Consider the following 24,103-nt stretch of genomic DNA (forward strand, 5'->3'; position numbering starts at 1 on the left):
AAAAACATAAAGAAAAAGTATTGAAAGTATAAATAAGAAAAAAGAACAAAAATTTTAATGTAAATTAGATTTATTTGACATAATTTTCATATACTATTTACTACAGTTGTAGTAAATAGTATAATAATTGTAATATGTTGTATAAAAAAATATTTTGTAAGAATTAATATAATAGGAGAGGTATTATGGCTAATTCGAGTCTTTTTTGGAATGTTTTTATTGCAGTATCTTTTATGATAGAGTGGTTTGCGTGTAAAAAAATATTAGATTACACTAGTGAACAAAAGTTTTGTGGATATAAAATAAATCTTTGTATGTTAATAATAGTTGCCTTTGCTAATATTCTTTATTTTTTTAATATCCTTCCAGATTTAAGAATAATAATATCTTTAGTTATAACAATTACATTTTATAAATTATTATATGAAGTTAAATTTGTAAAATCTATTTTAATATCTCTAATGTATTGGCTATTATTAATAGGAATAGATGCTTTAAGTATGACTCTAACTATATGGATGAATTCAATTGATGATATGTCTAAACTACTAACTGAAGGTATATATAGAATTGAATCAGTTTCTTTAGGAAAGATACTTTTAATTTTAGTTTTGTTTGTATATAAGATATTTAAACAAAAGTCAGATGTAGAAATAAGTAAAACGACTTTAATATATACAATTATACCAATGATAGCTAATATAGTTTCTTTCTTTGTAATCTTTAAATATGTATTTAACCCATTAACTGCAACTTTGATTCATAGTTATGAGATTTTAATTGTATCAGCAATACTTTTTTTATCTAATATATCACTGATATTAATTACTATAAAGCTACAAAGAGATAGTAAGCTTATCTTAGAAAATAATATGATTAAAAAAATCGGAGAGATGCAAAATACATACTATGAGAATATGGAGAAAAAATGTTTGAAAACCAGATTGTTAAGTCATGATATGAAAAATCATATTTTATGCATTAAAGCTATGATTGATAGAGATATTGATGTAAGTTTATATTTAGATAATTTACAGTTAGAAATTCAGGATAATAATATTACTTTTAATACAGGAAATATTATATTAGATGCTATATTAAGTGACAAAAAAGAACTTTGTGCTAGAAATAACATAGAATTTAATACAAATATAAATTTTTCGCATTGTGATTTTGTTGATTCGGTAGACATATGTCATATATTTTCAAACATACTTGATAATGCTATAGAAGCATGCAGTAAAATTAAAGTTGGAACTAAAGAAATAACACTTAAAGGAGATGTAAAAAATTCTTTTTATTTTATAAGGGCTGAAAATACAAAAGTTAATAATGTAGTTGTTAAAAATAATAGTTTTATAACCGATAAAGAAGATAAATTTCAACATGGTCTTGGTATAAAAAGTATTAGAAATGCTGTAGATAAATACAATGGTACTGTAGTTATTGAATATGATGATAAAAGATTTATTGTTAAAATTACTATGCCAATTAGACATGTAAACAAAGAAAATTGTGTAGTGTAACGAGTATATATAAATATTTAATTAATATTAAGATAATGTTAATTATAAATATAAAGAATTAGGTGATGAAGTAATGATTAAGGATTACTCAGAAAAAATGGCTTATATTTTAAAAAATAATAACTTGATTGAAGATAGTGAATTTAGTGTATATTCATATGGTTTTGAAGTGATGATTGCATCTTTTATAAATTTTTCTTTAGTATTAATTATTGGATTTATTTTTAATAAGCTTATACATACAATCTTTTTTTTAGTTTCTTATTGTTTTCTTAGACAGTTTGCAGGAGGATATCATGCATCAAATCATAGAAGTTGTACATTGATGTTTTTATGTATGTTTTTATCTACAATAATATTTTCTAATATAATGATTCACATAGAATATATTAAAATAGTTATACTATTAGCTTCAATCTTTAATTATATAGGTATATTTATTTTGTCTCCAATAGAACATAGAAATAATCCTTTAAATCTAAAGGAGAAAGAAGTATACAGCAAAATATCAAAGTTAATAGTAACTATATTACTAGTTACTATAATTATTAGTGTAAAATTTACTAATATGATAGATTATTCATTGTATATATCATTTGCAATGTTTTGGTCAAATATTATGTTGATTTTAGCAAAACTTAAAAATAGGGGGATTTAAAAAATGAAAAAATACACATTACTTATGATGAAATGTTTAGGATTTTTATCAGTTATTACACTTTATTTATCTGCAAATACTACTTGTACATGGTATAATTGTCAGCCAGAAGCACCAAAGGATTTAAAGAGATTTAAAAAGATTTAGAGTAATTTTAAGTACATAAATATTTATACCTATATATTATAAATAGAGTACTCCATGTATTATGAGTACTCTATTTTATTAAAAGGAACATATAAAAATTTATATTTAATATATTTTTAGGTATTTATTTAATTAAGTTTTGTTATACTAAATATCTATGTACAAGATGCTATATCGTCATTTCTGGGATTAAGCTTCTCATAGCTTCTATAGTTGTTTGTATAAGTTTATCAAGTTCCCATTCAAGCATTTCTGCACCGCTTCTTATAACGTCTCTAGAACAGCCAGCAGCAAATGACTTATCTTTAAATTTCTTTTTAACAGATTTTAATTCTAAATCAGAAACACTCTTTGAAGGACGCATTATTGCAGCTGCACCAATTAAACCAGTAAGTTCATCTACAGCAAACAATACCTTTTCCATAAACTGCTCTGGTTTAACATCTGAGCCAGTCAATCCATATCCATGACTTATAGTAGAATCAATTATAGACTTATCTAAATCAAGCTCTGTCATTAATTCTCTTTGTTTAACACAATGTTCATCAGGATACATTTCAAAATCTAAATCGTGTAAAAGTCCAACTACTTCCCAAAATTCTACTCTCTCAGGGTCGTATTCTTTTGCATAGTATCTCATAACTCCAGATACAATTTGAGCGTGTCTTATATGAAATTCTTCCTTATTGTATTTTTTTAATATTTCCCATGCTTGTTCTATATTTGGCATGTAACTCATTTTTATCACTCCTCTAGCTGAATATTTTGAATTTTTATAAAGTTTGTTTTCCATTGATTATATCAATCAATTTCCAATACGTCAACACACTATACACAATTTTGTATCTAAATTCAGAAATTAGTGAAAATTAAATTTTTATGTCAAAATTCTTTGTATCTAGAGTTTTTCATTCTTTAATGTTACCTTTGATACAAATGCTATAAGTAATGTAATAAATCCGACTCCTATTATAATAACGTACACTTTATCTGATAATAAATCGAAAAGTTTACCATATATAATCTGACCAAGAGGCATTGCGAGTGATGTCCCTGCAAAAAGAATAGACATCACTTTTCCTAGCAGTTCATTTGGAGTTTTTAATTGTATGATTGTTATAGCATATATTGAGATAAGAGTTGTTGTAAAAAATATTAACATAGAGGATACAATAAAGATTAAAAATGGAACTGGAAATCCTGTATTTAATATAAATGGATAGACTGAAAATGCCATTGGTATAAATATAAGTGCACATATGGTGAAACAAATATGTAAATTAGTTATTTTCAGATGTTTTGAGAAAATACCAATACTCACAGCAGCTATTAACGAACTAAAAGAGATTGCTCCTTCTGCTAGACCATATAGAAAATTATTGGCTCCCATAGTTATTTTTACTATATAAGGGATACCTACGATTAGCATAGAGCTTAAAAATAGATTTATTGCCATAGCTAAAAAAAGTATTTTTAATGTAAACCTATTTTCTTTACATATATGGACAATACCATCTTTTATATCAATAAATATAGTTTTTATAATGTTACCAGTTTACTCTTGTTTAACAAAAGGAATCTGTATAAATATCTCCATAATTGCAGATAGAAAGAAACTTATACAACTGATAACTACAATTGCATTAATACCAAGGATACCATACAAGACACCTCCAAGTACTGGTCCTGCTATGTTTGTAAGAGAGGCAACTCCAGCTACGATACCATTTGCATTTATTAAATGTTCATTATCAACTAAAATAGGTGTACTTGACTGAACTGTTGGTTGATACATTGTGCTTATAACTGAAAGTATGGTCATAATAATTCCTACAAGTAGTATTGAACCATTATCATTAAATAAAAAGAAAGCTAAGATTAGTACTGCGATACTACTTGAAAAATCAAAAATAACCATTAAATTTCTTTTGTTGAATATATCTGCAATAGCCCCACCAATAGGAGAGAATACTATAATTGGAATTGAAGATACTGCGAGTATTGTAGCAAATATTTCTGCTTTACCAGTCGTATCAAGTATGTAGAGAGATAAAGCAAACTTGAGTATTGATGCACCAAATAATGAGATTATCTGACCCAATACCATCAAGTTAAAATTTTTATTAAAAGTATTTAATGATTTTACCATATATATACCTACCTATCTAAGATTATCAAAACATTTATAATGATTGCTATGACAGCAATTACTATAAGGAAATTTTTTCTTATTTTAACTCCTAATATTATTAAAAGTATAGAAACTATTATAGATAAAATAGAGTAAAAGGGCATAAGCTCACTGCTAGGGTCTACGAGTTTTGTGTGGATATTCAGTTTATCATTTATTTTGTAAATGATATCGTTTAGTTTTTGTATTAATTCAATCATATTAACGCTCCTAGTTATAAAGAAATATTTAAAAAGTTTATCTTAAATTATTACTCAAGTATGTGTGCTACAAGATTGTCTACCATAAAATCAAATACTTCAATATAGTCATATCCAATATCTTCTTTTAGTAATAGACTTGATAGTAGGGCATTGCAAACGCCAAAGGCTTTTTCTTTCTCTATTTTTAACTTGAGATTGTATCTTCCAATTAAGTTGTAAAAACTTTGTACATTGTTATATTCAAGTTGTGAAAGCATCTCCTTAGGTAGCTTATTTAATAAGGTGATGTAATCAGCATTATTTGGTGAATATAAAAATGGATTTTTATCATATAAGCGATATAACATCTTTAAAGATTTTGCAAAACCTTCTTTTTGAGGCATGTTACTTAAGATTTCATCTACTGATGATATAAGCTTGTTTTGAATTCCATTTAGTACTTCAAAAAACAATTTTTCTTTTGAATCAAAGAATGTATAGAAAGAGCCTTTTGCAATCCCTGATTTTGAACAAAGGTCGTCAATGTTAGTTTTTTTGTATCCATATTTAGACCAGTTAATTTCACATTCTGAAATTAGTCTTTTTCTAATATTATTTTTTTCTATTTCTGTAAAGCTTTTAGCCATATTTATCAATCCTCTCTATAAATTGTGATATCTATGACTTAAAAAATATTTTAAGTCATAGATATATATTATTCTTCATTTATAAATTTGTCAAGTTTGACCCTGATAATAAGAAATGTTTTTTACTACAATCTGTATCTCATATGGAAACTATTATATGAAAAGAGCCAATAGCCATAATGAATGTTCCTTAGAGGTTATTGGCTTTATGTATTTGTATCTGAGCATTTGATAACCGGCAAATTTAATTGTTCTACAGTGATAAGATTTTCTTATTTACATTTGAGATAGTATAGCGAAAAATTTTTAAGCATCTTATTTTTTCAGATTTTTAACCTTATTTATAATGTTTTCGATTTGATACTATATCATTTGAGTTAATGTAAGGATTGTGATATTTTTTGCGTTTTCTAGTGAAATAAGGGAAATTAATGGATTCTTTTGGACAAAAGGAAATGCAAGCCATACACTGATTACATTGATGTTGAAATGTTGGTCTACCATTTTGCATTATTATATTTTTGCAAGGGCATACTTTAACACATAATCCACAAGAAATACAATCATCCCAAACCTTGAAATATTTATCATTAGAGGGACAATTCTTTATGTAATGGTCCATTATTTTATGAAAAAGTGTATTTACTAAAAAATTAGGTTTTGGGTAGTTTCTTATTTCTTTTTGTGATATTTCTTTTGAGATAATTCTAAGCTGTTCTTCCGTTTTAGGAACACGTTTTTTAGGGTTAGGAAATGGTGGATACATGGCTACATAGTTTGCAACACTATACACTTTATTTCCATAAGATAAATTACACCCTTTTTCCTTGAGTAACAATGCTAATTCTTCCATGCTTTTTCCGTTAACAAAAGCAGGCATAGAGATTGCGAATATATAGGCATCAGGGGATAAGTCTAAATTTTTTATAAACTGAATTACAGTTTCTGGTATAGTCCAATGGTATACAGGAAAAACAAACCCTATTCGTTCAACAACTAATTTTGAATAATCAGATGGTGATGTTCTCATTGAGATAATCTCTGTATCATTAAGTTCTTGTGCGATTACTTGAGCAGCTCGCATACTATTTCCTGTTCCAGTAAAGTAATAGATTACATTACGCATATTTTTTACCTCCAAAATCTGTTGAATAAGACTTGTGACAGTCTGTTTTTATTCTGAGTTTTAAACAGAATAGTGTTCTGTTTGGATTATATCATAGATACAGATTAGGGTCAATGATTAACAGAATAGTGTTCTTTTAATTATATAATCTGTTCTATTATTGTTGACATTATGATATGTGTAATCATATCTTGTAAGAAAAGTAATGGTGAAATAATGAGAGAATTATTTAAAATAAAAATGCATTAAAATAAAAATACATTAAAATAAAATACATTAAAATAAGTACTTAAATTACAAAGACATATTAAAGATATATTAAAAAATAGATATTTAAATTAAAAATCTGTTTAAAATATAAAGCTATTTAAAGTACAAAAAACATGGATTATGAAAAAATTTTTCAAGGTAAACGTTTATGAAAAAAAGAAATGTTTATATAAAGAATAAATGGCTATAATTTAAATACACAAAGTTATATCATAGAGAGGAATAAAAATATGTTTAATGAACTTAGAACAAAAGAAAATGTATATAAAAATTTAATAAATGGAAAATGGATAGAATCTAATTCAAGAAAACCAATAGAAATTTACTCACCAATAGATAATTCTCTTGTTGGTAAAGTACAATCTATGACAAAACATGAAGTAGATGAAGTTATTAAAAATACAAAAGAGAGTATAAAAGTATGGGCTGAAATGCCTGTATATAAGAGGGCGAATATATTCCATAAAGCTGCTGATTTATTGTTAGAAAATATGGAAGAAATAGCTAATATATTGGTACTTGAAATAGCCAAAGATATAAAATCTGCAAGAGCAGAAGTCGAAAGAACAGCAGATTTTTTAAGATACACAGCTGATGTAGGAAAAAATATGGAAGGTGAAGCTATTAGTGGTGATAATTTCCCTGGTGGAACAAGAAATAAGATGTCTTATGTTTCAAGAGTTCCATTAGGTACTGTTTTAGCAATATCTCCTTTTAATTATCCTGTGAATCTGTCAATGTCAAAGATTGCACCAGCACTTATTGGTGGAAATGCTGTTGTATTAAAACCTGCCACACAAGGAGCTATTAGTGCACTTCATGTAGTAGAAATTATGAGAAAAGCTGGAATACCAGATGGGGTACTTAATACTATTACAGGTAGGGGTAGTGAGATAGGCGATTATGTGGTAACCCATAAAGGCATTAATTTTATTAACTTTACTGGTAGTACTGAAGTTGGTCAACATATATCTAAAATATCTGGAATGGTACCATTATTATTGGAGCTTGGTGGAAAAGATGCAGCTATAGTATTAGAAGATGCGGATTTAGATTTTGCAGCTAAGAATATAGTGTCTGGAGCTTATTCATATTCAGGTCAAAGATGTACAGCAGTAAAGAGAATCTTAGTACAAGAGAGTGTAGCTGATAAACTAGTGGAAAAAATAAAGCCATTAGTAGAGAAGTTAACAATTGGAAATCCAATGGATGAAGTAGTTATTACACCTCTTATAGATAATAAAGCAACTGATTTTGTTCAAGGTTTAGTTGATGATGCACTACATAAAGGGGCAAAATTAATAACAGGTAATGTTAGAAAAAATAATTTATTCTATCCAACATTATTAGACAATGTAAATGTTGATATGAAGATTGCTTGGGAAGAGCCTTTTGGTCCAGTACTTCCAATTATAAGAGTTGAAGATATGAATCAAGCAATTGAAATTGCTAATCAGTCAGAGTATGGGCTTCAATCGTCAGTATTTACAAGTGATATTGATAAGGCGTTTTATATTGCTGATAAACTTGAGGTTGGAACTGTTCAAATAAATAATAAGACTGAAAGAGGACCAGACCATTTCCCATTCTTGGGTGTAAAAGCATCTGGTATGGGAACTCAAGGTGTTAAGTATTCAATTGAGGCTATGACTAGACCTAAGGCAGTAGTGGTAAATGTTAAAGAGTTATAAAAAATAGTTTCTTTTACCTAAATTTGATATTGATTGGGAAAAGAATGGATTATTATATTTTACCTTATAAAGTAAGTTGATAGATGCTTACTCTATAAGGTATTTTTTATGTTTTATCTTAATAGAATGACTAATTTTCTGTATGATATTATCTTAAATTATAGAAGATTGTTTTAAAATATTGTTCTAATGGACTATTTATCCAGTTATGCATTTTTATTGACCAGTTACACAAAATATGTTGAATATTAAGAAAATTGGTACTATTATATAAATAAATATATATATAAAGGAGGTTTTTATATGAGTCTTTTTGTTGGTGGATGGTCAAAATTTAGGGCTGTCGAAGAAGAAGATTTAAAAGTATTTAATGAAGCTGTAGGAATGTTAAAAGGTGTTGATTATGAAGCACTTATTGTTGCTACTCAAGTTGTAGCAGGAACAAATTTCAAATTTATTTGCAATGCTACTTCAGTTACAAATCCTCCACATGATTATTTAGCAGAGATAGTTGTTTTCAAGCCTCTTCCTTGTGATGAACATAATGCAACAATTACAAGTATTAATATAATTAAATAATATTAATAGGAGCTGGAATATGAGATTAAATATAACAAAACAAAATACTATAGAGGTTGAAAACAGTAAAAAAGAAGATGTCTATTTTGTAATAGTTGATAATGTTTTCTTTGAACGTCAAGGTGATGTATTTAACAGTATCACAAATAATAATTTAAATAATTATGATGTAGAAATACTACCAACTAATAATATTTTTTTAGAATTAAAAATAACATCTACTAAAAATTTAGAACCTGTTTTTATTGTAGTTGAAGATAGACAGTACAATCATGGCAGTGTAATGTTTAAGCCAGTAGTGGTGTAATGTCCAAATTGTTTATAGAAATATAGCTATAATAAAAAGAAAAAAGGCTATAAATGTAATAACCATGGAAAGATAGTATTTAGAAAATATAATAAAATAAATGTATTAAGTAAAATAACTGTGTTGGTAAAAATTATACTCTGCAACACAGTTATTTTACTAAACAGAAGGAAGGCACTTATCAAATAAAAAAGTAAAAAGTAGAAAATAACCTTAAATAGTATAAATTTTATTTAAATAAAAATCTATAATCAAGGGGGAAAATAAATGCCAGAAAATAACAAACAACTATTAGAAGAAATCACAGTCTTATTAAATGAAGGAAAAGTAGCAATAGATAAGGCTCAAAATCAAAATTTAATTCTAATTCTTGGTGGTACAGGTTGTGGAAAAAGTACTGCAATTAACTATCTTGCAGGATGTAAAATGATAGAAGTAGAAGATGAAGATACTGGTATATCCTACATTGAATGTTTAGACCCTGTAGCAGAGATTGGTTCAGGAGCTGTTTCACAAACTTTGTATCCAAACATTGTAGATATGAGAAAATCAGTCGAAGGAATGGATGCAAAATTATGTGATACGGCAGGTTTTAGTGATAATAGAGGGGTAGCCCATGATATTAGTGCAGCAGTTTCGTTAGGAGAAGTATTTAAAAATTCTGCATCTATATGTGCAGTAGTTGTATTAATACCAGAAGCAGACATATTAGATTCTAGACTTACAAAAGTGCTGGATTTATTCCAACAGTTAAATATGTGTCTTCATAGAGATAATTTTAAGGGAAGTATAACCTTTTTCGTTTCAAAAAGCTTCTTAGGAAGAACAGAAAAACAATTATATAATATTATTAAGAAAAAATATGAACAGTTATGTGAAAATTTAGAAAGTAACATAGATGAAAAAGCATGGTTATTTGAGGAATTGCTAAAAGATAATGGAAAAAATATTCACCTTTGTAAGCCACTTGCGTCTGATGATAGGGAAAGTTTATTAAAACAAGTGCTAGAATTAGATGAAGTTAAAGATAAGACATCGGCATTCCAATATCCAATTAGTTCAGATGCAAGATTAGTTTTAGACACGTTAATAAAAGATATTCAAAGTAGTATCGTATCCAGTTTAGAAGAGTATGTTAAGTCATATACACAAGACTTTATCAAGGTTATTGAAAGAATAACAATGATTCAAGAAATATCAAAATACGATAAAGTCGTAGGAGTATTTAAAAACTGGTTAGAAAGTACAGCAAGTCTTACTATAGACAAATTTATTAATGTACTGTCTAAAGAAAGTGGATTATTCTTGCAAGATACTTGTATGAAATTACAAAATAAGATAAAGGGAAATTTAGATATAATTGATGCTTTAAGTAAATATACAGAAAATGGAACTGGCGAAATTTTATTACCTTCTGTACATATGGAATTTATTATAGAAAAAGTAAGTAAAAAGATAATGGAACAAAACTTTACTATAATAAGAAAGAACCTAGAAGAAGTTTTAGTTTCTTATGAAGTACAAAAACAGATATTTACATTAAAAAATAGAGAAAAATTAATGGAAGTTGCAAATAAAAAGGATTATATATATAGTATAAATGATTTTAAAGAAATTTTGATGAATGTTACAACTATACAGAGTGAAAAATTAGGAGATAGTATAACAAGATTAAATACATATGGAGAAGAAGGAAACGAAATAGTTAGGGAATTTGTAAGTAAATACATTTTAAATCCATTTATAGTAAAAACAATCAATATTAATGATAAGAAGAGTGTTGAAATAAGAGCATTAATTCCAAACTTAGTAATTAGTAGTGTATTGGAATATTTCAAAAATAGAAAAGTAGATGACAATACTTCTACATTTATGTTCTTTGCTAAAGAAACTATTTATATGGATGATAACCTTGGAATGGGATTTGCCTCAGAAAAAAATATTATTCTTGCTTGTAATAATCTTGATGTAAGTAGTAATGTAAAGATTAATGTAAGTGGAAAAGATGGAGAAATTTTAGATAATTCTATTTATGGACAAAATGGTAAAGATGGTAGAGATGCAGGTAACATTTACCTATGTGTTAAGAAAGAAATTAGAAATTATCGCTTAACACTAATTGCAAATGGAGGAAATGGCTCTAAAGGAACAGATGGGAAATATGGTGAAACTGGAGCAAATGGAGCAAATGGAGCTGATGCAGGATATACAAGTTATTTCGCTGGACAAATATTTAAAGGATACTTTGCAGAAGGAACAAAAGGTAAAAAAGGTGACAAAGGTGGAGCTGGTGGAAATGCTGGAAGAGGTGGAAATGCTGGTAAGAAAGGTAATATTTACTTCATTGCAGACTCAGAAGAACAAAAAAATAGAATAATTAATCATTGTGATATAACAGTGAGAGATGGAGAAGTAGGTCCAAATGGTAGACCAGGTCTAGGTGGATATGGAGGAAAAGGTGGTCATCATGGATATAATACACTTTCATTCTCTGCAAGTGGTATAGATAAGACTTTATACTATACAGGATATTTTACAAGCTGGGATTATAAGACAGAGAAAGTATTTTATTATCGTGTAGAACTTTATGGTGGAAATTGGAGCGAAGGAAAAACAGGTCCATCAAGAGAATACGCTGAATATGGAGACAGAGGAGAAAATGGAGGATTTAATACTCCAAATACTAAGTCATCAACAGCTGTTTCAAAAGTAGAAGAGAATTTTATTAAAGAAAAATATCAAAGCTATTGTTCTGAAATATAGAAAGGGATGTATATATGGCAGATAAACTTTATAATGGAATCGTAAACCTTTTGGAAGATGGAAGGGACGAACTTAGAAACTATAATTTAAAAGAAAAGTCAATTTTATTATTTTTAGGTGCTTCAGGTGTTGGAAAGAGTACTTGTATCAATTACTTAAAAGGTTGTGAAATGGAAGAAATAACAGATGAAGAAACTGGACAAGTATATATCACTGCAAAAGAGTCAGCTGTTGAAATTGGAAATGGTGTATACTCTAAGACATTATGCCCAGAAGTTGTAGATGTTACAAATAGAGACTTTTCATTATGTGATTGTCCAGGATTTTTTGATAACCGTGGACCCGAATATATGATTGCAGGTGCAATGCTGGTAAGAGAAACTATCACTACGTCTTCAAAGGTGAAAGGAATGGTAGTTATTTTAGACTATCAATCTCTAATGGATTCTAGACATACATTATTAATAGAAACCGGTAAAAACTTGAAAGATATGCTTGGTGATTATGAAAAGTATAAAGAAAATTTTTTCTTCCTTATCAATAAAATACCTAAGTTACTCATCAATACAGTAACAGAAGAGAAAATAAGGGCTATATTAAAAAAAGTAAAAGAAGACCTAGATAGTCAAGAGAAAGATTATGAAGGTTACAAGGAACTAGTATACCTATTAAATGTAGTATTATCAGATACTGTATCTATTAAACTATGTAATCCTCTGGATAAAAATCCAAAAGGTTTATTAGATGAAATGAAAAATCTCCCTGGAACTTTTGAAAAAACAGATATGGGCTTGATGCTTACAGCTTCTTGTAAAATAGAAATACAAAAAGCTGTTGATATAACATATAAGGAAATAGAAAAGCTTTTAGTTCCTTATATACAAAGTGTCAAAAAAGGTATAGAAGAGTCTATTTCCATCTTACCTTCTATAAAAAATCTAAAAGATAAAGAAGTTCAGTTGAAACAAATTTATGAAAATTTATGTAGTAAAACAAGCAGTATCAAGGAGCTTATGGAATTTGTACAAGAACTTTCATATGGTGATGGATTACAAAAAGTGAATGTATTAGAAGAAATACGCCTTCTTTTAGAGCTAAATAGTTACTGTAGTGAAACTCATATTGTTGGTCTAAGTGAGTTATTAAAATCATTACTGAAGAATACATTAGAAGATACGTTAAGGGGTCTTAGAAACTGGATAGTAGAAGAAGAAAATAAGAAAGAAGAGGCTAAAAGGCTCGAAGATGCAGAATATAGAAGAGAGAAAATTAGAAGTTGTACATATATAAAATCATATGAGAAAGAAAAGATACTTTCTATATATATACCTATACCTAAAGTGAGCTTATCGGATTTAACTGAAATAATATCTGGTTATCAACTTAATATTTTATCTTCTATACATATGTATGGAGAGTGTGAGTTGAAAATTGATTGTAATATGGAGAAAGAAGTTTTTTCAGGTAAAAATATTGTATTGATGGTAGAAAAATTATGTATACCAAAAGGTTCTTATTCAATTAACGTATCTGGTAAAGATGCAGAAAAATTGGTTGGAGAAGACACTATTTATAATGGAATGAATGGAAGAAATGGTAATAATGCAGGAACTTCAGGAGATATTTTATTATCTTTTAAAGAGATAGAAAAACAAGGAGAACTTAAACTCTATACTGATGGTGGATTAGGTGGAAATGGACAGGATGGAAAAATTGGAGAGACAGGAATAACTGGAGAAATTGGAGCAAATGCAAAGATAGGTTCTAAAAAAGAGTCGAAAGAATTTGCTAAGGAAAACAAGACAAAATATTTTGTGGTAAAAGCAGAAAAAGGAAAACCAGGTGGAACTGGAGGTACAGGAGGTAATGGTGGAAATGCAGGTCTTGGAAGCAAATCTGGACAGATTTATCTCCTTGGAAAAGCATCTGTACTAAAAGATGCTATAAGTACAAAAGATGGACATCATGGTATGGCAGGAAAAGGCGGTTCTGGAGGAAAAGGAGGCTCTGGGGGTCTTGGAGGAATTAGAGGAATATATGAAGAGACAATAAGATATATAGGTATCTCTACTCCAATAGATGACAGTGATAGAAACTACTACTATTTTGATTAAAAAATAGCTACGCACACTCGTGACTTTAGTCATGAGTTAGTAGCTAAAATAGTCAGCATATAGGGAAACTTATATGTAGAGATAGGATATAACCTATCCAATACTACTTGAATTGCTGGAAACCCCTAAAGCTAACCAAACTAAAACATAAGGATGAAATAAACCTAAGTGTGAAAGTTACGAAAGTAGAAAAAATTGGTTAGATGGTATAAGGTTAAACCCTAAGTACTTTAAAATGGGCAATCAGCAGGTAAACTCCAAATAGGAGAAACTTCAACGACTATTCCTCTTGAGGGAAGTACACTACAAGTTATGGGTAGTGGAAGTGGGTAGACCTTAACGGATAATGCCGAAGGATAAGATATAGTCTGTGCTTGCATGAAAGTGTAAGAAGTTCATAAGAGAACTGCATAGGTAGTAGCGAACTTATGTGAACGACAACCTCAAAAATGATAAAAGTTAGGACTTATGGTTCTTACATATGTTATTTAGAAATAAATATAAAACCTTCGAAATAATTGTTTTAAATAATTACGTTTGTTAATATTATAATGGGTGATGAAAAATAGAAGTTACTCGGATATGTATATTAATAATCATAAAAAACAATTAAAGTGAGGTGATAGTAGTGGAAAAAGCTTATAAGTTTAGAATGTATCCAAATAAAAAACAGCAAGAGTTAATTAACAAAACTTTTGGATGTTGTAGATTTGTATATAATAAATATCTTTCTAAAAAAATAGAAGTTTATGAAAGTGATAAAGAAACTTTTACTTATAAACAGTGCAGTTCTGATTTGACCAATTTAAAAAGAGAATTAAAGTGGCTTAAAGAACCTGACAAATTTTCACTACAAAACACCTTAAAAGATTTAGAAAACGCATATAAAAAATTCTTTAAAGAAAATACAGGATTTCCTAAATTTAAATCAAAGAAAACTAATAGGTTTTCATATAGAACTAACTTTACAAATGGAAACATTATGTACTGTGGTCAATATATAAAATTACCTAAACTTGGTATGGTTAAAGTAAGGGATAAACAAGGACCTCAAGGGAGAATACTTAATGCTACTGTATCTAATGAGCCAAGTGGTAAATATTATGTATCATTATGCTGTACTGATATAGATATTGAAGCATTTGAAAATACTAATAGTAAGATAGGTTTAGATTTAGGAATTAAAGAATTTTGTATCTCAAGTTGTGGACAATTTATAGAAAATCCTAAGTATCTTCTAAAGTCATTAAACAAACTTGCTAAATTACAAAGAGAACTATCGAGAAAAACAATTGGTAGTTTAAATAGAAATAAAGCAAGATTAAAAGTTGCAAGACTTCAAGAACATATAGCTAATCAAAGGAAGGATTTTCTACAAAAACTATCTACTAAATTAATACGAGAGAATGATATTATTTGCATAGAGGATTTACAAGTAAAGAATATGACTAGAAATAGTAAACTATCTCGCTTAATTTCTGATGTGTCATGGTCAGAATTTGTTCGTCAATTAGAATATAAGGCTAATTGGTATGGTAGACAAATTGTAAAGGTAGGTAAATTCTTTGCAAGTTCACAAATATGCAATAAATGTGGGTACAAAAACGAGGAAGCTAAGAGTTTAAATATAAGAGAATGGATTTGTCCTTGTTGTAATGTAACTCACGATAGAGACATAAATGCGAGTATAAATATACTAAAAGAAGGATTAAGACTAATAACAGTTTAAAATAGATAACGTATGTAAGAACCGTAGGAACTACGGGGATAGCCTGTGGAGAATTGGTAAGACATATTTTAGTATGCGAAATTCTATGAAACAGGAACCCTGTGACTTTAGTCATGGGAGGTTCAGAGATATGTACTGAGTCATGCTTCAATAGAAAATGAAGTAGCAGATGATGGAGTGAAATTAAATGCTCTTTATGAAAAGCATAAGGATTGGACGATTAACAAACGTGAAGATTCAGGTTCAGATGGAGCAGAAGGAAAAGAAGGACATTTTGGAAATGCACTAAAAGAAAAGGAATTATTAAAGCAAGAGTATTCTTTATCAATGGATACATTCTTCTATGAGTTCTTTGATAGATTCGGTTTTACTGGAAGTAAGGGATATAGAAATCTTAAACTATTGTGTGCAGTAGGAATCTTAGAAGCTGATATTTTAGAACTTTCAAATATTTATGAGATTTTTCATGCTGTTGAGAAAGTAGAGATGCAGTTAAATAAAGAAATACTTCAAAAGTACTTTAAATTTGAGAGTAAAAAGAAAGAGCCAATTTCTATAGATGATATGAATATAAAGAAAGAATTTTATCAAGAGGCAAAAGAAATTTATGAATATCTTATAAATAAATTGATGCAGTCTGATAAAATAGAATCTTTTATAGCAGAAAAACAGAATTTTAGCGAATGGAGTATGATTTTATTTGCACTTGAGCAAAAGACTGCATTCTATGTGCAAATGATAGAGGAAAATGAAATTGGAGGAAATCGTGTTACAGATATTCGTGCTTTAACAAATTATCTAGATAAGACTTTAAAAGAATTGGAACAAGGACAGAAAGATAAATTAAAAGAAGGATATTTCAACACATATAAAGAAGGTATACTGACTCAAATTGAATCTGGGAATAAACAAATAGAAGTTTTAAGAAATGAACTTGAGAATAAAATGCTTTCTGTTTCTGCAAAAATGAATCTATTAATTCAAGAGATTCTAAAGATGAAAGAAGATGAAAAAGAAGATATAGAGAAACTAAAAGAAAAACAGGAAAAACTTGAGGAACAAATGAAAACACAGTTAATTCTTTCAGGAATACAAAGCGCGTTGAGCTTACTAACAGCATTTAGTGGTATTGGTCAAGCTTGTCTAGGAGCATTTGATAGTGCAAAATCTTTGAATGAAAATCTTTCAGCTAAAGAAGAGGAATACAACTGGACTAACAGGATGGTTGAGTTTTCAGATTTTAAATTAGATTCTGATGGTATTGGTGTTGTTCTTGGAGAACAGTTAAATGACGATAGAAAGATTGTTTTAGACAAAATGACGTATAACTTAGCAGGTGTTGATGAAGGAAAAAGAGAGAAGTTTAATCAGATTAAAGATATTATAGTTAAGTCTGTAGATGACGCTAACTATGCAGAAAGAGATAGTGATATCACAGCAGCAAAAAATGGATTAAGTGAAGGCGAGTATGAGGAAATCTACACAAAAATCCAGAAAAAAGAAATAGGTATGTTAGAAGCAAACTATAGTAATAAGCAACAAAAAGACAAGCTGGCTGCACTAGAAAAGAGTAAGCAAGCTGTTGAAAGACAACAAAAGACAGCTACTATTAAAAATGTCTTAAGTATTGGTAGTTCTGCTTGTTCTCTTGTCAATACAGCAATTAGTGGTGTTAATAATTGTCTTAATGTAAAGTCTAGTTTTGAAAGTAAAATAGAGGTTGTAAAAGATGCAATTAAGGATAAAGAAAATAATATTAAAAAATTGGATGAGTTAAATACTCAGATGGTAGAGTTTAAAGATAAAACTTTTAAAGAATCTATTGTGCCATTTGTAGAAAAATTTGATAGTACAGTTAAAAATCAAGATATATTTGAAAATGAGATAAGTAAGTTAAAAATGAAGGATGTTTTAACGGAGTTAATTATAAAATTTTCAAAGTTAAAAATGGAAAACTCAGAGGAGATTTCTGGAATATTCAAGAAAGTGCAGGATATGATGGAAACTCAGATTATCATTACTGATAAGATTGATAAGAAAAAAGATAATCTTGCAATGGGAGAATTGATTTATCAAATGTCGGATAGTGGTAATAAGATGAATGAGTATCAGAAAAAACTTATTCATCAAATTGAATTAAATCAGGTTAGGTATTTGTGTCAAGTGGAGGCAGCAGCTTTTCAATTGTGGACATTCCCATTTGGAAGTAATATAGTAAATATCTTAAATAGATGCCATGTAGGGATTACAGAAGACGAAAATGAGGTTGTAAATCAAGCTAAAGAGCAGAATAGACAGATTAAAGATTTTCTAGACCAAGATACTTATCAATGGCAAAAAACAGATAATCATATTCTAAAAGTATCATTGGCAGGAAGTTTAGGTGGAAAGACTAAAGTAGGATTTGAAAATACATATTCTTTATATGCTTGTAGTGAAGAAGAAGTGAAAAAGCTTTTGACTGGAGAGGAAATTAACTTTGAGATTCCAGTAAATCAACACTTTGATGCTATGAAATATGTAACTATTTATGCTAATATTCCTAATATTAGACGATATATTTTAGAGGATAGTCCAAAGGTGAATGTGCATATGCGTTTATATGATAGAGGATATTTTTCACTATATGATGAGATAAAAGACGCCTATTATCAGTATATATTTCCACAAAACTATATTGATATTACACATGGTCTTGATATTAAGTATAATGATTCAGATTCAATAAATTCAATATGGTCTTCGGTAGAAGATAAAGGAATAGAAAAATTCAAGAATGCAGGATTAAACTCTGGTAGAAGTCCATATTCTATGGCAAAGGTTTCTTTGAAGACACGTTTTAATAAGAAGCTTTCTTATGATTTACTTACAAATGAACAGAAGAAGAAATTAGAATTATATTTCGAAAAATCTAGTGGGAACAGTGAAAAATCTAGTAGACATGCATGGAGTGATAGTATTAGCATATTAAAGAATATAGGATATGTTGATTTGAAAGGTGTTTTGACAAAAAATTGGTTTGAAATCAAGAAAGATATAGATAATGAAGGAGAGATTATGAAGCATTTTTCTATATTACAGGTTGATTTATTGGAAAGAATTATTTATGAACAGACTAGTATATTGAAAGAAAATATACCTAACTTGACAATTGAATTTGTGGGATGTGGTATTTATGTAGATTCTGAATTTAATTATCTAAAACAGAATGATTTAAAATGCTATGAACAAAGGTTAGTTGAAACTATAATTGAAGGATAAGTTTTAAAGAAATTTATAAAAGAGAATGTATATAAAGGAGTTGAACTTAAAATTTGATTAGAAAAAATCAATTTTGAGACAACTCCTTCTTTTTAAATATGAATTATAAATTTTTTATATGTACATGTGTTTTATAAGGATGTTTTATATAATTAGGATTAATTGTAGTTATAAGTATTAGAGTCTTCTAATAAATTTGTCATACTGTTTAAACTTATTCCAACAGTAGAGGCATTGTGCAAAAAGGCAGATGTACTTGGTCTAATAAATCCACCTACACCAAGTAAAATCAGACCTAAATTAAAGCTAATAATAAACTTAGAACTTAAATCTATTCTCTTTATAAGATTATTACTAATCTGTTTTAAAACGATTAAGTTATTCAAATTATCTGCTGATATAGTAATATCTGAAATCTCTCTTGCTATCTCGGCACCTTCACTCATTGCAATTCCGACATCTGATTCTGAAATAGCAGGGGAATCGTTGATTCCATCTCCAATCATAATTACTTTGCGACCATTTAGTTTTTCATTTTTGACAAAGTTGGCTTTATCTTCTGGCAAGACTTCTGAATAATATTCATCAACACCAATTTTACTTGCTATAGATTTAGCTGTTTTTTCGCTATCTCCGGTCATCATCACAATCTTTTTGATTCCGTATTCTCTCAAATTTGAAATTACATATTTTGCTTCTTCTCTTAAAGGGTCATTGATGCAAATAACTGCTGATAATTTACCCGATATTGCCATAAATAAATGTGAATATTCATCTGATAGATTATTGTATTTATCTTCTTCGCCATCTGGGATAGTACATTTTTCATCTTCAAATACAAAATGTTTACTACCTATTATAACTTTTTTATCATCAACTTTTGTTGAGATACCATGTGCAATAATGTATTCTACCTCTGTATGCATTTCTTTGTGACTAAGTCCTTGTTTTTCAGCTTCATAGACTACTGCATTTGCTATAGAATGTGGGAAGTGTTCTTCTAAGCAAGCTGCAAGTCTTAACATATCCTTCTTATTATAATCTTGGAATGTAATTATATCTGAAACAGTTGGTTGAGCTTTTGTCAGTGTACCTGTTTTATCAAACACAATAGTATCTGCACATGCAACCCCTTCAAGGAATTTTCCACCTTTTACAGTAATATTGTGATTGTTACATTCTCTCATGGCTGACAGCACAGAAATAGGGATGGAAAGTTTTAATGCACATGAGAAATCGACCATCAGTATAGAGAGTGCTTTTATTGGGTTTCTAGTAATTGCATAGGTTAATATGCTTCCTAAAAAACTGTATGGAACTAATGTATCTGCCAGATGTTCAAATTTACTCTCTACAGAAGATTTTAACTTCTCAGATTCCTCAATCATGGTTACTATTTTTTGAAATCTAGTAGTACCAGCTTTTTCTTTGACACACATAACAATATTGCCTTGTTCTATTACAGTCCCAGCATATATGTAGGAGCCTTCTCTTTTATTGACTGCAAGAGATTCACCTGTAAGTGACGCTTGATTAACCATTGCTTCTCCTGACACTATAACTCCGTCTAATGGAATCATGTTTCCCATATTTACACTGACTAAGTCATCTTCCTTTATTTCTGAAATTGGAACTAGTATTTCAGTATCATCTTTTTTTAACCATACTTTTTCAATGTTTAATGACATACTTTGAGCCAAATCGTCTATAGATTTTTTTCTAGTCCATTCTTCTAGTAATTCACCTATACCAAGAAGAAACATGACTGACCCAGCTGTATTGACATCTTTTCTAAAAATAGAAATACCTATAGCAGTGGCATCTAAAACAGAAATTTCTATTTTTTTATTTAGTAGAGAAGAGATACCTTTTTTAAAATATTTTATAGAGTGAAATCCTATTAAGAAAAATCTTAAGGACTTTGGAAAAAATATTTTAGATACACTTTTAACTAGTAGTTTGTTTACTAATTTATCTCTATAGTAATTATTTAATTCTCTGCTAGTATGTTCAGGGACTAGGCTTTCTATTTCGCTATTATTAAAACTAAACTTGGTGATTTCTCTTATTATGTATTCTCTTTCTCCAGTGTAATAAACAACTGCGTCACCAGTTCTATCGTAAACCTTTGCTTTAGTAACACCATTTATAGAAGTTAAATAATATAAGAGAGTATCTGATTGCTTATTATTTAATTTACCAAGTTGTAAATCAAAACGTATACGACCTCTTATTTCGTGCTTTATATAAAAATTCAATTTACTTCCTCCTGATATTATTAATCATAATACTTGGAACTATTAACTATGATGCTTGATATTATTAATTGTAATACTTGGTATAATTAATTATAATATTTGATATTATTGATTATAATACTTGGAACTATTAACTGTGATACCTAATATTTTTATTAATCATAATACTTGGTATAATCAACGATAGTACTTTATATTATTAGTTATAATACTTGGTATAATCAACTATGATACCTAATATTTTTATTAATCATAATACTTGGTATAATCAACTATGATATCTAATATTTTTATTAATCATAATACTTGGTGTAATCAACTATAGTACTTTATATTATTGATTATAATATTTGGTATAATTAACTACAGTACTTTATATTATTAGTTATAATACTTGGTATAATCAACTATGATACCTAATATTTTTATTAATCATAATACTTGGTATAATCAACTATGATATCTAATATTTTTATTAATCATAATACTTGGTGTAATCAACTATAGTACTTTATATTATTGATTATAATATTTGGTATAATTAACTACAGTACTTTATATTATTAGTTATAATACTTGGTATAATCAACGATAGTACCTTATATTATTAATCATAATATTTGATATAATTAACTACAGTACTTTATATTATTAATTATAATACTTGGTATAATCAACTATAGTACTTTATATTATTAATTATAATACTTGGTATAATCAACTATAGTACCTTATATTATTAATTATAATAATCGTTAAATTTATTCTGCTGTGCAAGTACTATTTTTATCTTCAGTTTCATTTTCCTTGATTTCTTCACATTTAACGCTATTAGAATTAGTATCTTCTTCTACAGTTTTTACGGCATCAGTCTTAGGAGCTTCTTGCTCGCATTTAGAAACCTCTTGTACAGAATTTGCCTTAGATGTCGATAATTCTTCCTGTTCGTTGATTTCTTTTGCTTCAGCTAAAATATCTTCTACATTTTCTTGAATTTTAGTAGTTGTTTCAAGTACAGAATCTTTAACTTTTAATGCTCCTGCTGTTGCACGAGTACAAGTTTTTTTTGCACAGTCACTTGAAAGTATCTTAACGCCTAAAGTACCAAAAAGTACTCCTCCTAAAAATATCCCTGTTTTTTTCATTTTTAAAATATTCATTTTACCTTATCCTTTCGTTTAATTAGATTTTATTTATATTTGTGTGTAGAGTAATAAATGCTAGAAGTAGAGTATGTTTTACAAAAACTATTTATAGAGTGTAGAAGCTTTACTTGAGCTATGTCAGTAAATTTATAATTTTACAAAAGTAGTTTGGAAAGTTGCAGTAGCTCTTAGCTAACTGGTACAATTTTTCTATATTTATTTTATATTTTAGAAAATTCTTGATATTAATTTCAAAAATTTAAAACTTAATAATAATTATTATTAATAGATTTGCAAAATCATATGACATTTATTACCATTTATGAAATTAAGTATAGCACGAGCGAGTGGTATTTTCAACAGCAAATGATAATTTATATCAATTATTTTAGTTGATTTATGAAAGAGTAGAGTAGGTGTATTTAATATTATGAGATTAAGAAGTTTTCTAGAGTGGAATTTTATGCTTAATAAGGATTATCTAAAAATGGAGGTAGAATTCTCTTTTATTGGCGAAATGATAAAAATATATTTGATTTCATACAAAAGGGAGCGTCTCATGAACTAAAAGGTTCCTTTTGAGACACTCCCTTATTATATTTATTTTATTATATCCATTTTATTGATGGATGAGGAACGGTTCTGTCTTCCTTAGTTACAGATGTTGTAGGGAAGCCAATCGCACAGGCATCAAATCCATATTCTCCTGTTGGTAATCCTAAAATATCGCAAAAATCTTTATTATTACTCAATCTTCCTATTACACTAACAAGTTCAAAACCTAATCCTAAAGCAGTTGATTTAAGCCACATATTTTGCATAACATGAGATAATGACTTTTGTTCTATGGCTGGTATTCCACGACGTTCTGCTACAATAATAAGATAAGGTGATGTCCCTATACCGAGAACACCTTTTTTAACTTGCATCTTTAAGGAAGCAATGAAGGATTGCAGAGTAATGTTGTTCTCAGCCTCCTTCTCAAGGCTTGATATTTGAGTTTTGATAACATCAACAAGAATAGTTTTTATTTTATCCATTTGTAAACTGTTATTTGAAATAACAAAGAAATGTCTGAAATCTGTCTGTTTTGCTACTGCAAGTATTGCATAAGGTGCAAGTCTTCCAGTTTCAATTATTTCTTCAACCAGTTCTTTTGAGGGTGCTTCTTTTGTAAAACTTCTTACAGATCTTCGCGTTCTTAACAGCATATCTAAAACTTCATTAACATTGTTTTTATCTAAATTGTTCATTTTTATCCTCCATTAATCAATTCATCTACCCAAATTATTAAATTTATATTTATTGCGCAATTTCATCTATATTTAATTTTTTATCTTCATTAATATTATTTTCAGGATATCCTAAAATGTATCCATTAAAGGCAAACTTTCCGCTCATGTTAAACATCTACTTCAAATTAATTTGCTTTTTTTATGAACACATTGTTGATTAATAATCTATATGTATATTATAATATTTATAATGCTTTATGCAATAAACAATAAT

Annotated in this window: 18 protein-coding genes and 1 pseudogene; 10 read left to right on the forward strand and 9 right to left on the reverse strand. The window is 28.2% G+C overall.

Going from position 1 to position 24,103, the window contains the following annotated elements; translation table 11 throughout:
• The first annotated feature begins 185 nt into the window (after window positions 1-185).
• From ACTG48_RS03215 to ACTG48_RS03225, 3 genes are all read left to right on the forward strand, one after another.
• A complete protein-coding gene (locus ACTG48_RS03215; RefSeq protein WP_479918106.1) occupies window positions 186-1,526 on the forward strand; it encodes a GHKL domain-containing protein in 1,341 nt (446 codons plus the stop codon).
• 73 nt (window positions 1,527-1,599) lie between these two features.
• On the forward strand, window positions 1,600-2,184 hold the full coding sequence (locus ACTG48_RS03220) for an accessory gene regulator ArgB-like protein (RefSeq protein ID WP_479918107.1): 585 nt from the start codon (window positions 1,600-1,602) through the stop codon (window positions 2,182-2,184).
• Between the two features lie 3 nt (window positions 2,185-2,187).
• A complete protein-coding gene (locus ACTG48_RS03225; RefSeq protein WP_479918108.1) occupies window positions 2,188-2,331 on the forward strand; it encodes a cyclic lactone autoinducer peptide in 144 nt (47 codons plus the stop codon).
• Between the two features lie 169 nt (window positions 2,332-2,500).
• On the opposite strand, the gene ACTG48_RS03230 is transcribed toward ACTG48_RS03225, so the two are convergent.
• The 6 genes from ACTG48_RS03230 to ACTG48_RS03255 form a co-directional block, all read right to left on the reverse strand.
• Complete coding sequence (locus ACTG48_RS03230) at window positions 2,501-3,070, reverse strand: hydrolase (RefSeq protein WP_479918109.1); 570 nt, start codon at window positions 3,068-3,070, stop codon at window positions 2,501-2,503.
• A 159-nt stretch (window positions 3,071-3,229) separates the two neighbouring features.
• The gene (locus ACTG48_RS03235; protein ID WP_479918110.1) at window positions 3,230-3,787 is read right to left on the reverse strand and encodes an MFS transporter; all 558 of its coding nucleotides are present in this window, start codon (window positions 3,785-3,787) and stop codon (window positions 3,230-3,232) included.
• Window positions 3,788-3,886: 99 nt separating this feature from the next.
• Window positions 3,887-4,480, reverse strand: coding sequence for an MFS transporter (locus ACTG48_RS03240; RefSeq protein WP_479918111.1), 594 nt, complete (start codon window positions 4,478-4,480; stop codon window positions 3,887-3,889).
• Window positions 4,481-4,488: 8 nt separating this feature from the next.
• Window positions 4,489-4,722: a hypothetical protein gene (locus ACTG48_RS03245; protein ID WP_044212613.1), complete on the reverse strand. Its 234-nt coding sequence runs from the start codon at window positions 4,720-4,722 to the stop codon at window positions 4,489-4,491.
• 50 nt (window positions 4,723-4,772) lie between these two features.
• Complete coding sequence (locus ACTG48_RS03250) at window positions 4,773-5,351, reverse strand: TetR/AcrR family transcriptional regulator (protein ID WP_021383229.1); 579 nt, start codon at window positions 5,349-5,351, stop codon at window positions 4,773-4,775.
• A 337-nt stretch (window positions 5,352-5,688) separates the two neighbouring features.
• Window positions 5,689-6,477 carry an EFR1 family ferrodoxin gene (locus ACTG48_RS03255; protein WP_479918112.1) on the reverse strand — a complete coding sequence of 263 codons (789 nt, stop codon included), beginning with the start codon at window positions 6,475-6,477 and terminating at the stop codon, window positions 5,689-5,691.
• 500 nt (window positions 6,478-6,977) lie between these two features.
• Between ACTG48_RS03255 and ACTG48_RS03260 the strand changes: the two genes are divergently transcribed.
• From ACTG48_RS03260 to ACTG48_RS03290, 7 genes and pseudogenes are all read left to right on the forward strand, one after another.
• Window positions 6,978-8,438, forward strand: a complete 1,461-nt coding sequence (locus ACTG48_RS03260; RefSeq protein ID WP_021383207.1) for an NADP-dependent glyceraldehyde-3-phosphate dehydrogenase — start codon at window positions 6,978-6,980, stop codon at window positions 8,436-8,438.
• Window positions 8,439-8,741: 303 nt separating this feature from the next.
• Complete coding sequence (locus ACTG48_RS03265; RefSeq protein WP_021383201.1) at window positions 8,742-9,017, forward strand: hypothetical protein; 276 nt, start codon at window positions 8,742-8,744, stop codon at window positions 9,015-9,017.
• 19 nt (window positions 9,018-9,036) lie between these two features.
• Entirely contained in the window at window positions 9,037-9,324 is a 288-nt protein-coding gene (locus tag ACTG48_RS03270) for a hypothetical protein (protein ID WP_021383218.1), read from the forward strand.
• 267 nt (window positions 9,325-9,591) lie between these two features.
• Window positions 9,592-12,087, forward strand: coding sequence for an ATP-binding protein (locus tag ACTG48_RS03275; RefSeq protein WP_479918113.1), 2,496 nt, complete (start codon window positions 9,592-9,594; stop codon window positions 12,085-12,087).
• Between the two features lie 14 nt (window positions 12,088-12,101).
• Window positions 12,102-14,201, forward strand: coding sequence for a hypothetical protein (locus tag ACTG48_RS03280; protein ID WP_479918114.1), 2,100 nt, complete (start codon window positions 12,102-12,104; stop codon window positions 14,199-14,201).
• Window positions 14,202-14,820: 619 nt separating this feature from the next.
• A complete protein-coding gene (gene tnpB / locus ACTG48_RS03285) occupies window positions 14,821-15,930 on the forward strand; it encodes an IS200/IS605 family element RNA-guided endonuclease TnpB (protein ID WP_479918115.1) in 1,110 nt (369 codons plus the stop codon).
• A gap of 126 nt (window positions 15,931-16,056) precedes the next feature.
• Window positions 16,057-19,191: pseudogene (locus tag ACTG48_RS03290) on the forward strand (hypothetical protein); the annotation flags it as partial.
• A gap of 158 nt (window positions 19,192-19,349) precedes the next feature.
• Here ACTG48_RS03290 and ACTG48_RS03295 read toward each other — a convergent pair.
• From ACTG48_RS03295 to ACTG48_RS03305, 3 genes are all read right to left on the reverse strand, one after another.
• The gene (locus ACTG48_RS03295; protein WP_479918116.1) at window positions 19,350-21,449 is read right to left on the reverse strand and encodes a heavy metal translocating P-type ATPase; all 2,100 of its coding nucleotides are present in this window, start codon (window positions 21,447-21,449) and stop codon (window positions 19,350-19,352) included.
• A 761-nt stretch (window positions 21,450-22,210) separates the two neighbouring features.
• Window positions 22,211-22,609: a DUF6110 family protein gene (locus tag ACTG48_RS03300; protein WP_479918117.1), complete on the reverse strand. Its 399-nt coding sequence runs from the start codon at window positions 22,607-22,609 to the stop codon at window positions 22,211-22,213.
• Window positions 22,610-23,202: 593 nt separating this feature from the next.
• Entirely contained in the window at window positions 23,203-23,847 is a 645-nt protein-coding gene (locus ACTG48_RS03305) for a nitroreductase family protein (RefSeq protein WP_479918118.1), read from the reverse strand.
• Window positions 23,848-24,103: the final 256 nt, after the last annotated feature.

Source organism: Clostridioides sp. LIBA-6822, assembly GCF_056688955.1.

Excerpts from the sequence above, each read along its gene's own strand:
- ACTG48_RS03215 (WP_479918106.1), top strand. The coding sequence starts at position 186 with ATGGCTAATTCGAGTCTTTTTTGGAATGTTTTTATTGCAGTATCTTTT.
- ACTG48_RS03220 (WP_479918107.1), top strand. The coding sequence starts at position 1,600 with ATGATTAAGGATTACTCAGAAAAAATGGCTTATATTTTAAAAAATAAT.
- ACTG48_RS03225 (WP_479918108.1), top strand. The coding sequence starts at position 2,188 with ATGAAAAAATACACATTACTTATGATGAAATGTTTAGGATTTTTATCA.
- ACTG48_RS03230 (WP_479918109.1), bottom strand. The coding sequence starts at position 3,070 with ATGAGTTACATGCCAAATATAGAACAAGCATGGGAAATATTAAAAAAA.
- ACTG48_RS03235 (WP_479918110.1), bottom strand. The coding sequence starts at position 3,787 with ATGGCAATAAATCTATTTTTAAGCTCTATGCTAATCGTAGGTATCCCT.
- ACTG48_RS03240 (WP_479918111.1), bottom strand. The coding sequence starts at position 4,480 with ATGGTAAAATCATTAAATACTTTTAATAAAAATTTTAACTTGATGGTA.
- ACTG48_RS03245 (WP_044212613.1), bottom strand. The coding sequence starts at position 4,722 with ATGATTGAATTAATACAAAAACTAAACGATATCATTTACAAAATAAAT.
- ACTG48_RS03250 (WP_021383229.1), bottom strand. The coding sequence starts at position 5,351 with ATGGCTAAAAGCTTTACAGAAATAGAAAAAAATAATATTAGAAAAAGA.
- ACTG48_RS03255 (WP_479918112.1), bottom strand. The coding sequence starts at position 6,477 with ATGCGTAATGTAATCTATTACTTTACTGGAACAGGAAATAGTATGCGA.
- ACTG48_RS03260 (WP_021383207.1), top strand. The coding sequence starts at position 6,978 with ATGTTTAATGAACTTAGAACAAAAGAAAATGTATATAAAAATTTAATA.
- ACTG48_RS03265 (WP_021383201.1), top strand. The coding sequence starts at position 8,742 with ATGAGTCTTTTTGTTGGTGGATGGTCAAAATTTAGGGCTGTCGAAGAA.
- ACTG48_RS03270 (WP_021383218.1), top strand. The coding sequence starts at position 9,037 with ATGAGATTAAATATAACAAAACAAAATACTATAGAGGTTGAAAACAGT.
- ACTG48_RS03275 (WP_479918113.1), top strand. The coding sequence starts at position 9,592 with ATGCCAGAAAATAACAAACAACTATTAGAAGAAATCACAGTCTTATTA.
- ACTG48_RS03280 (WP_479918114.1), top strand. The coding sequence starts at position 12,102 with ATGGCAGATAAACTTTATAATGGAATCGTAAACCTTTTGGAAGATGGA.
- ACTG48_RS03300 (WP_479918117.1), bottom strand. The coding sequence starts at position 22,609 with ATGAATATTTTAAAAATGAAAAAAACAGGGATATTTTTAGGAGGAGTA.
- ACTG48_RS03305 (WP_479918118.1), bottom strand. The coding sequence starts at position 23,847 with ATGAACAATTTAGATAAAAACAATGTTAATGAAGTTTTAGATATGCTG.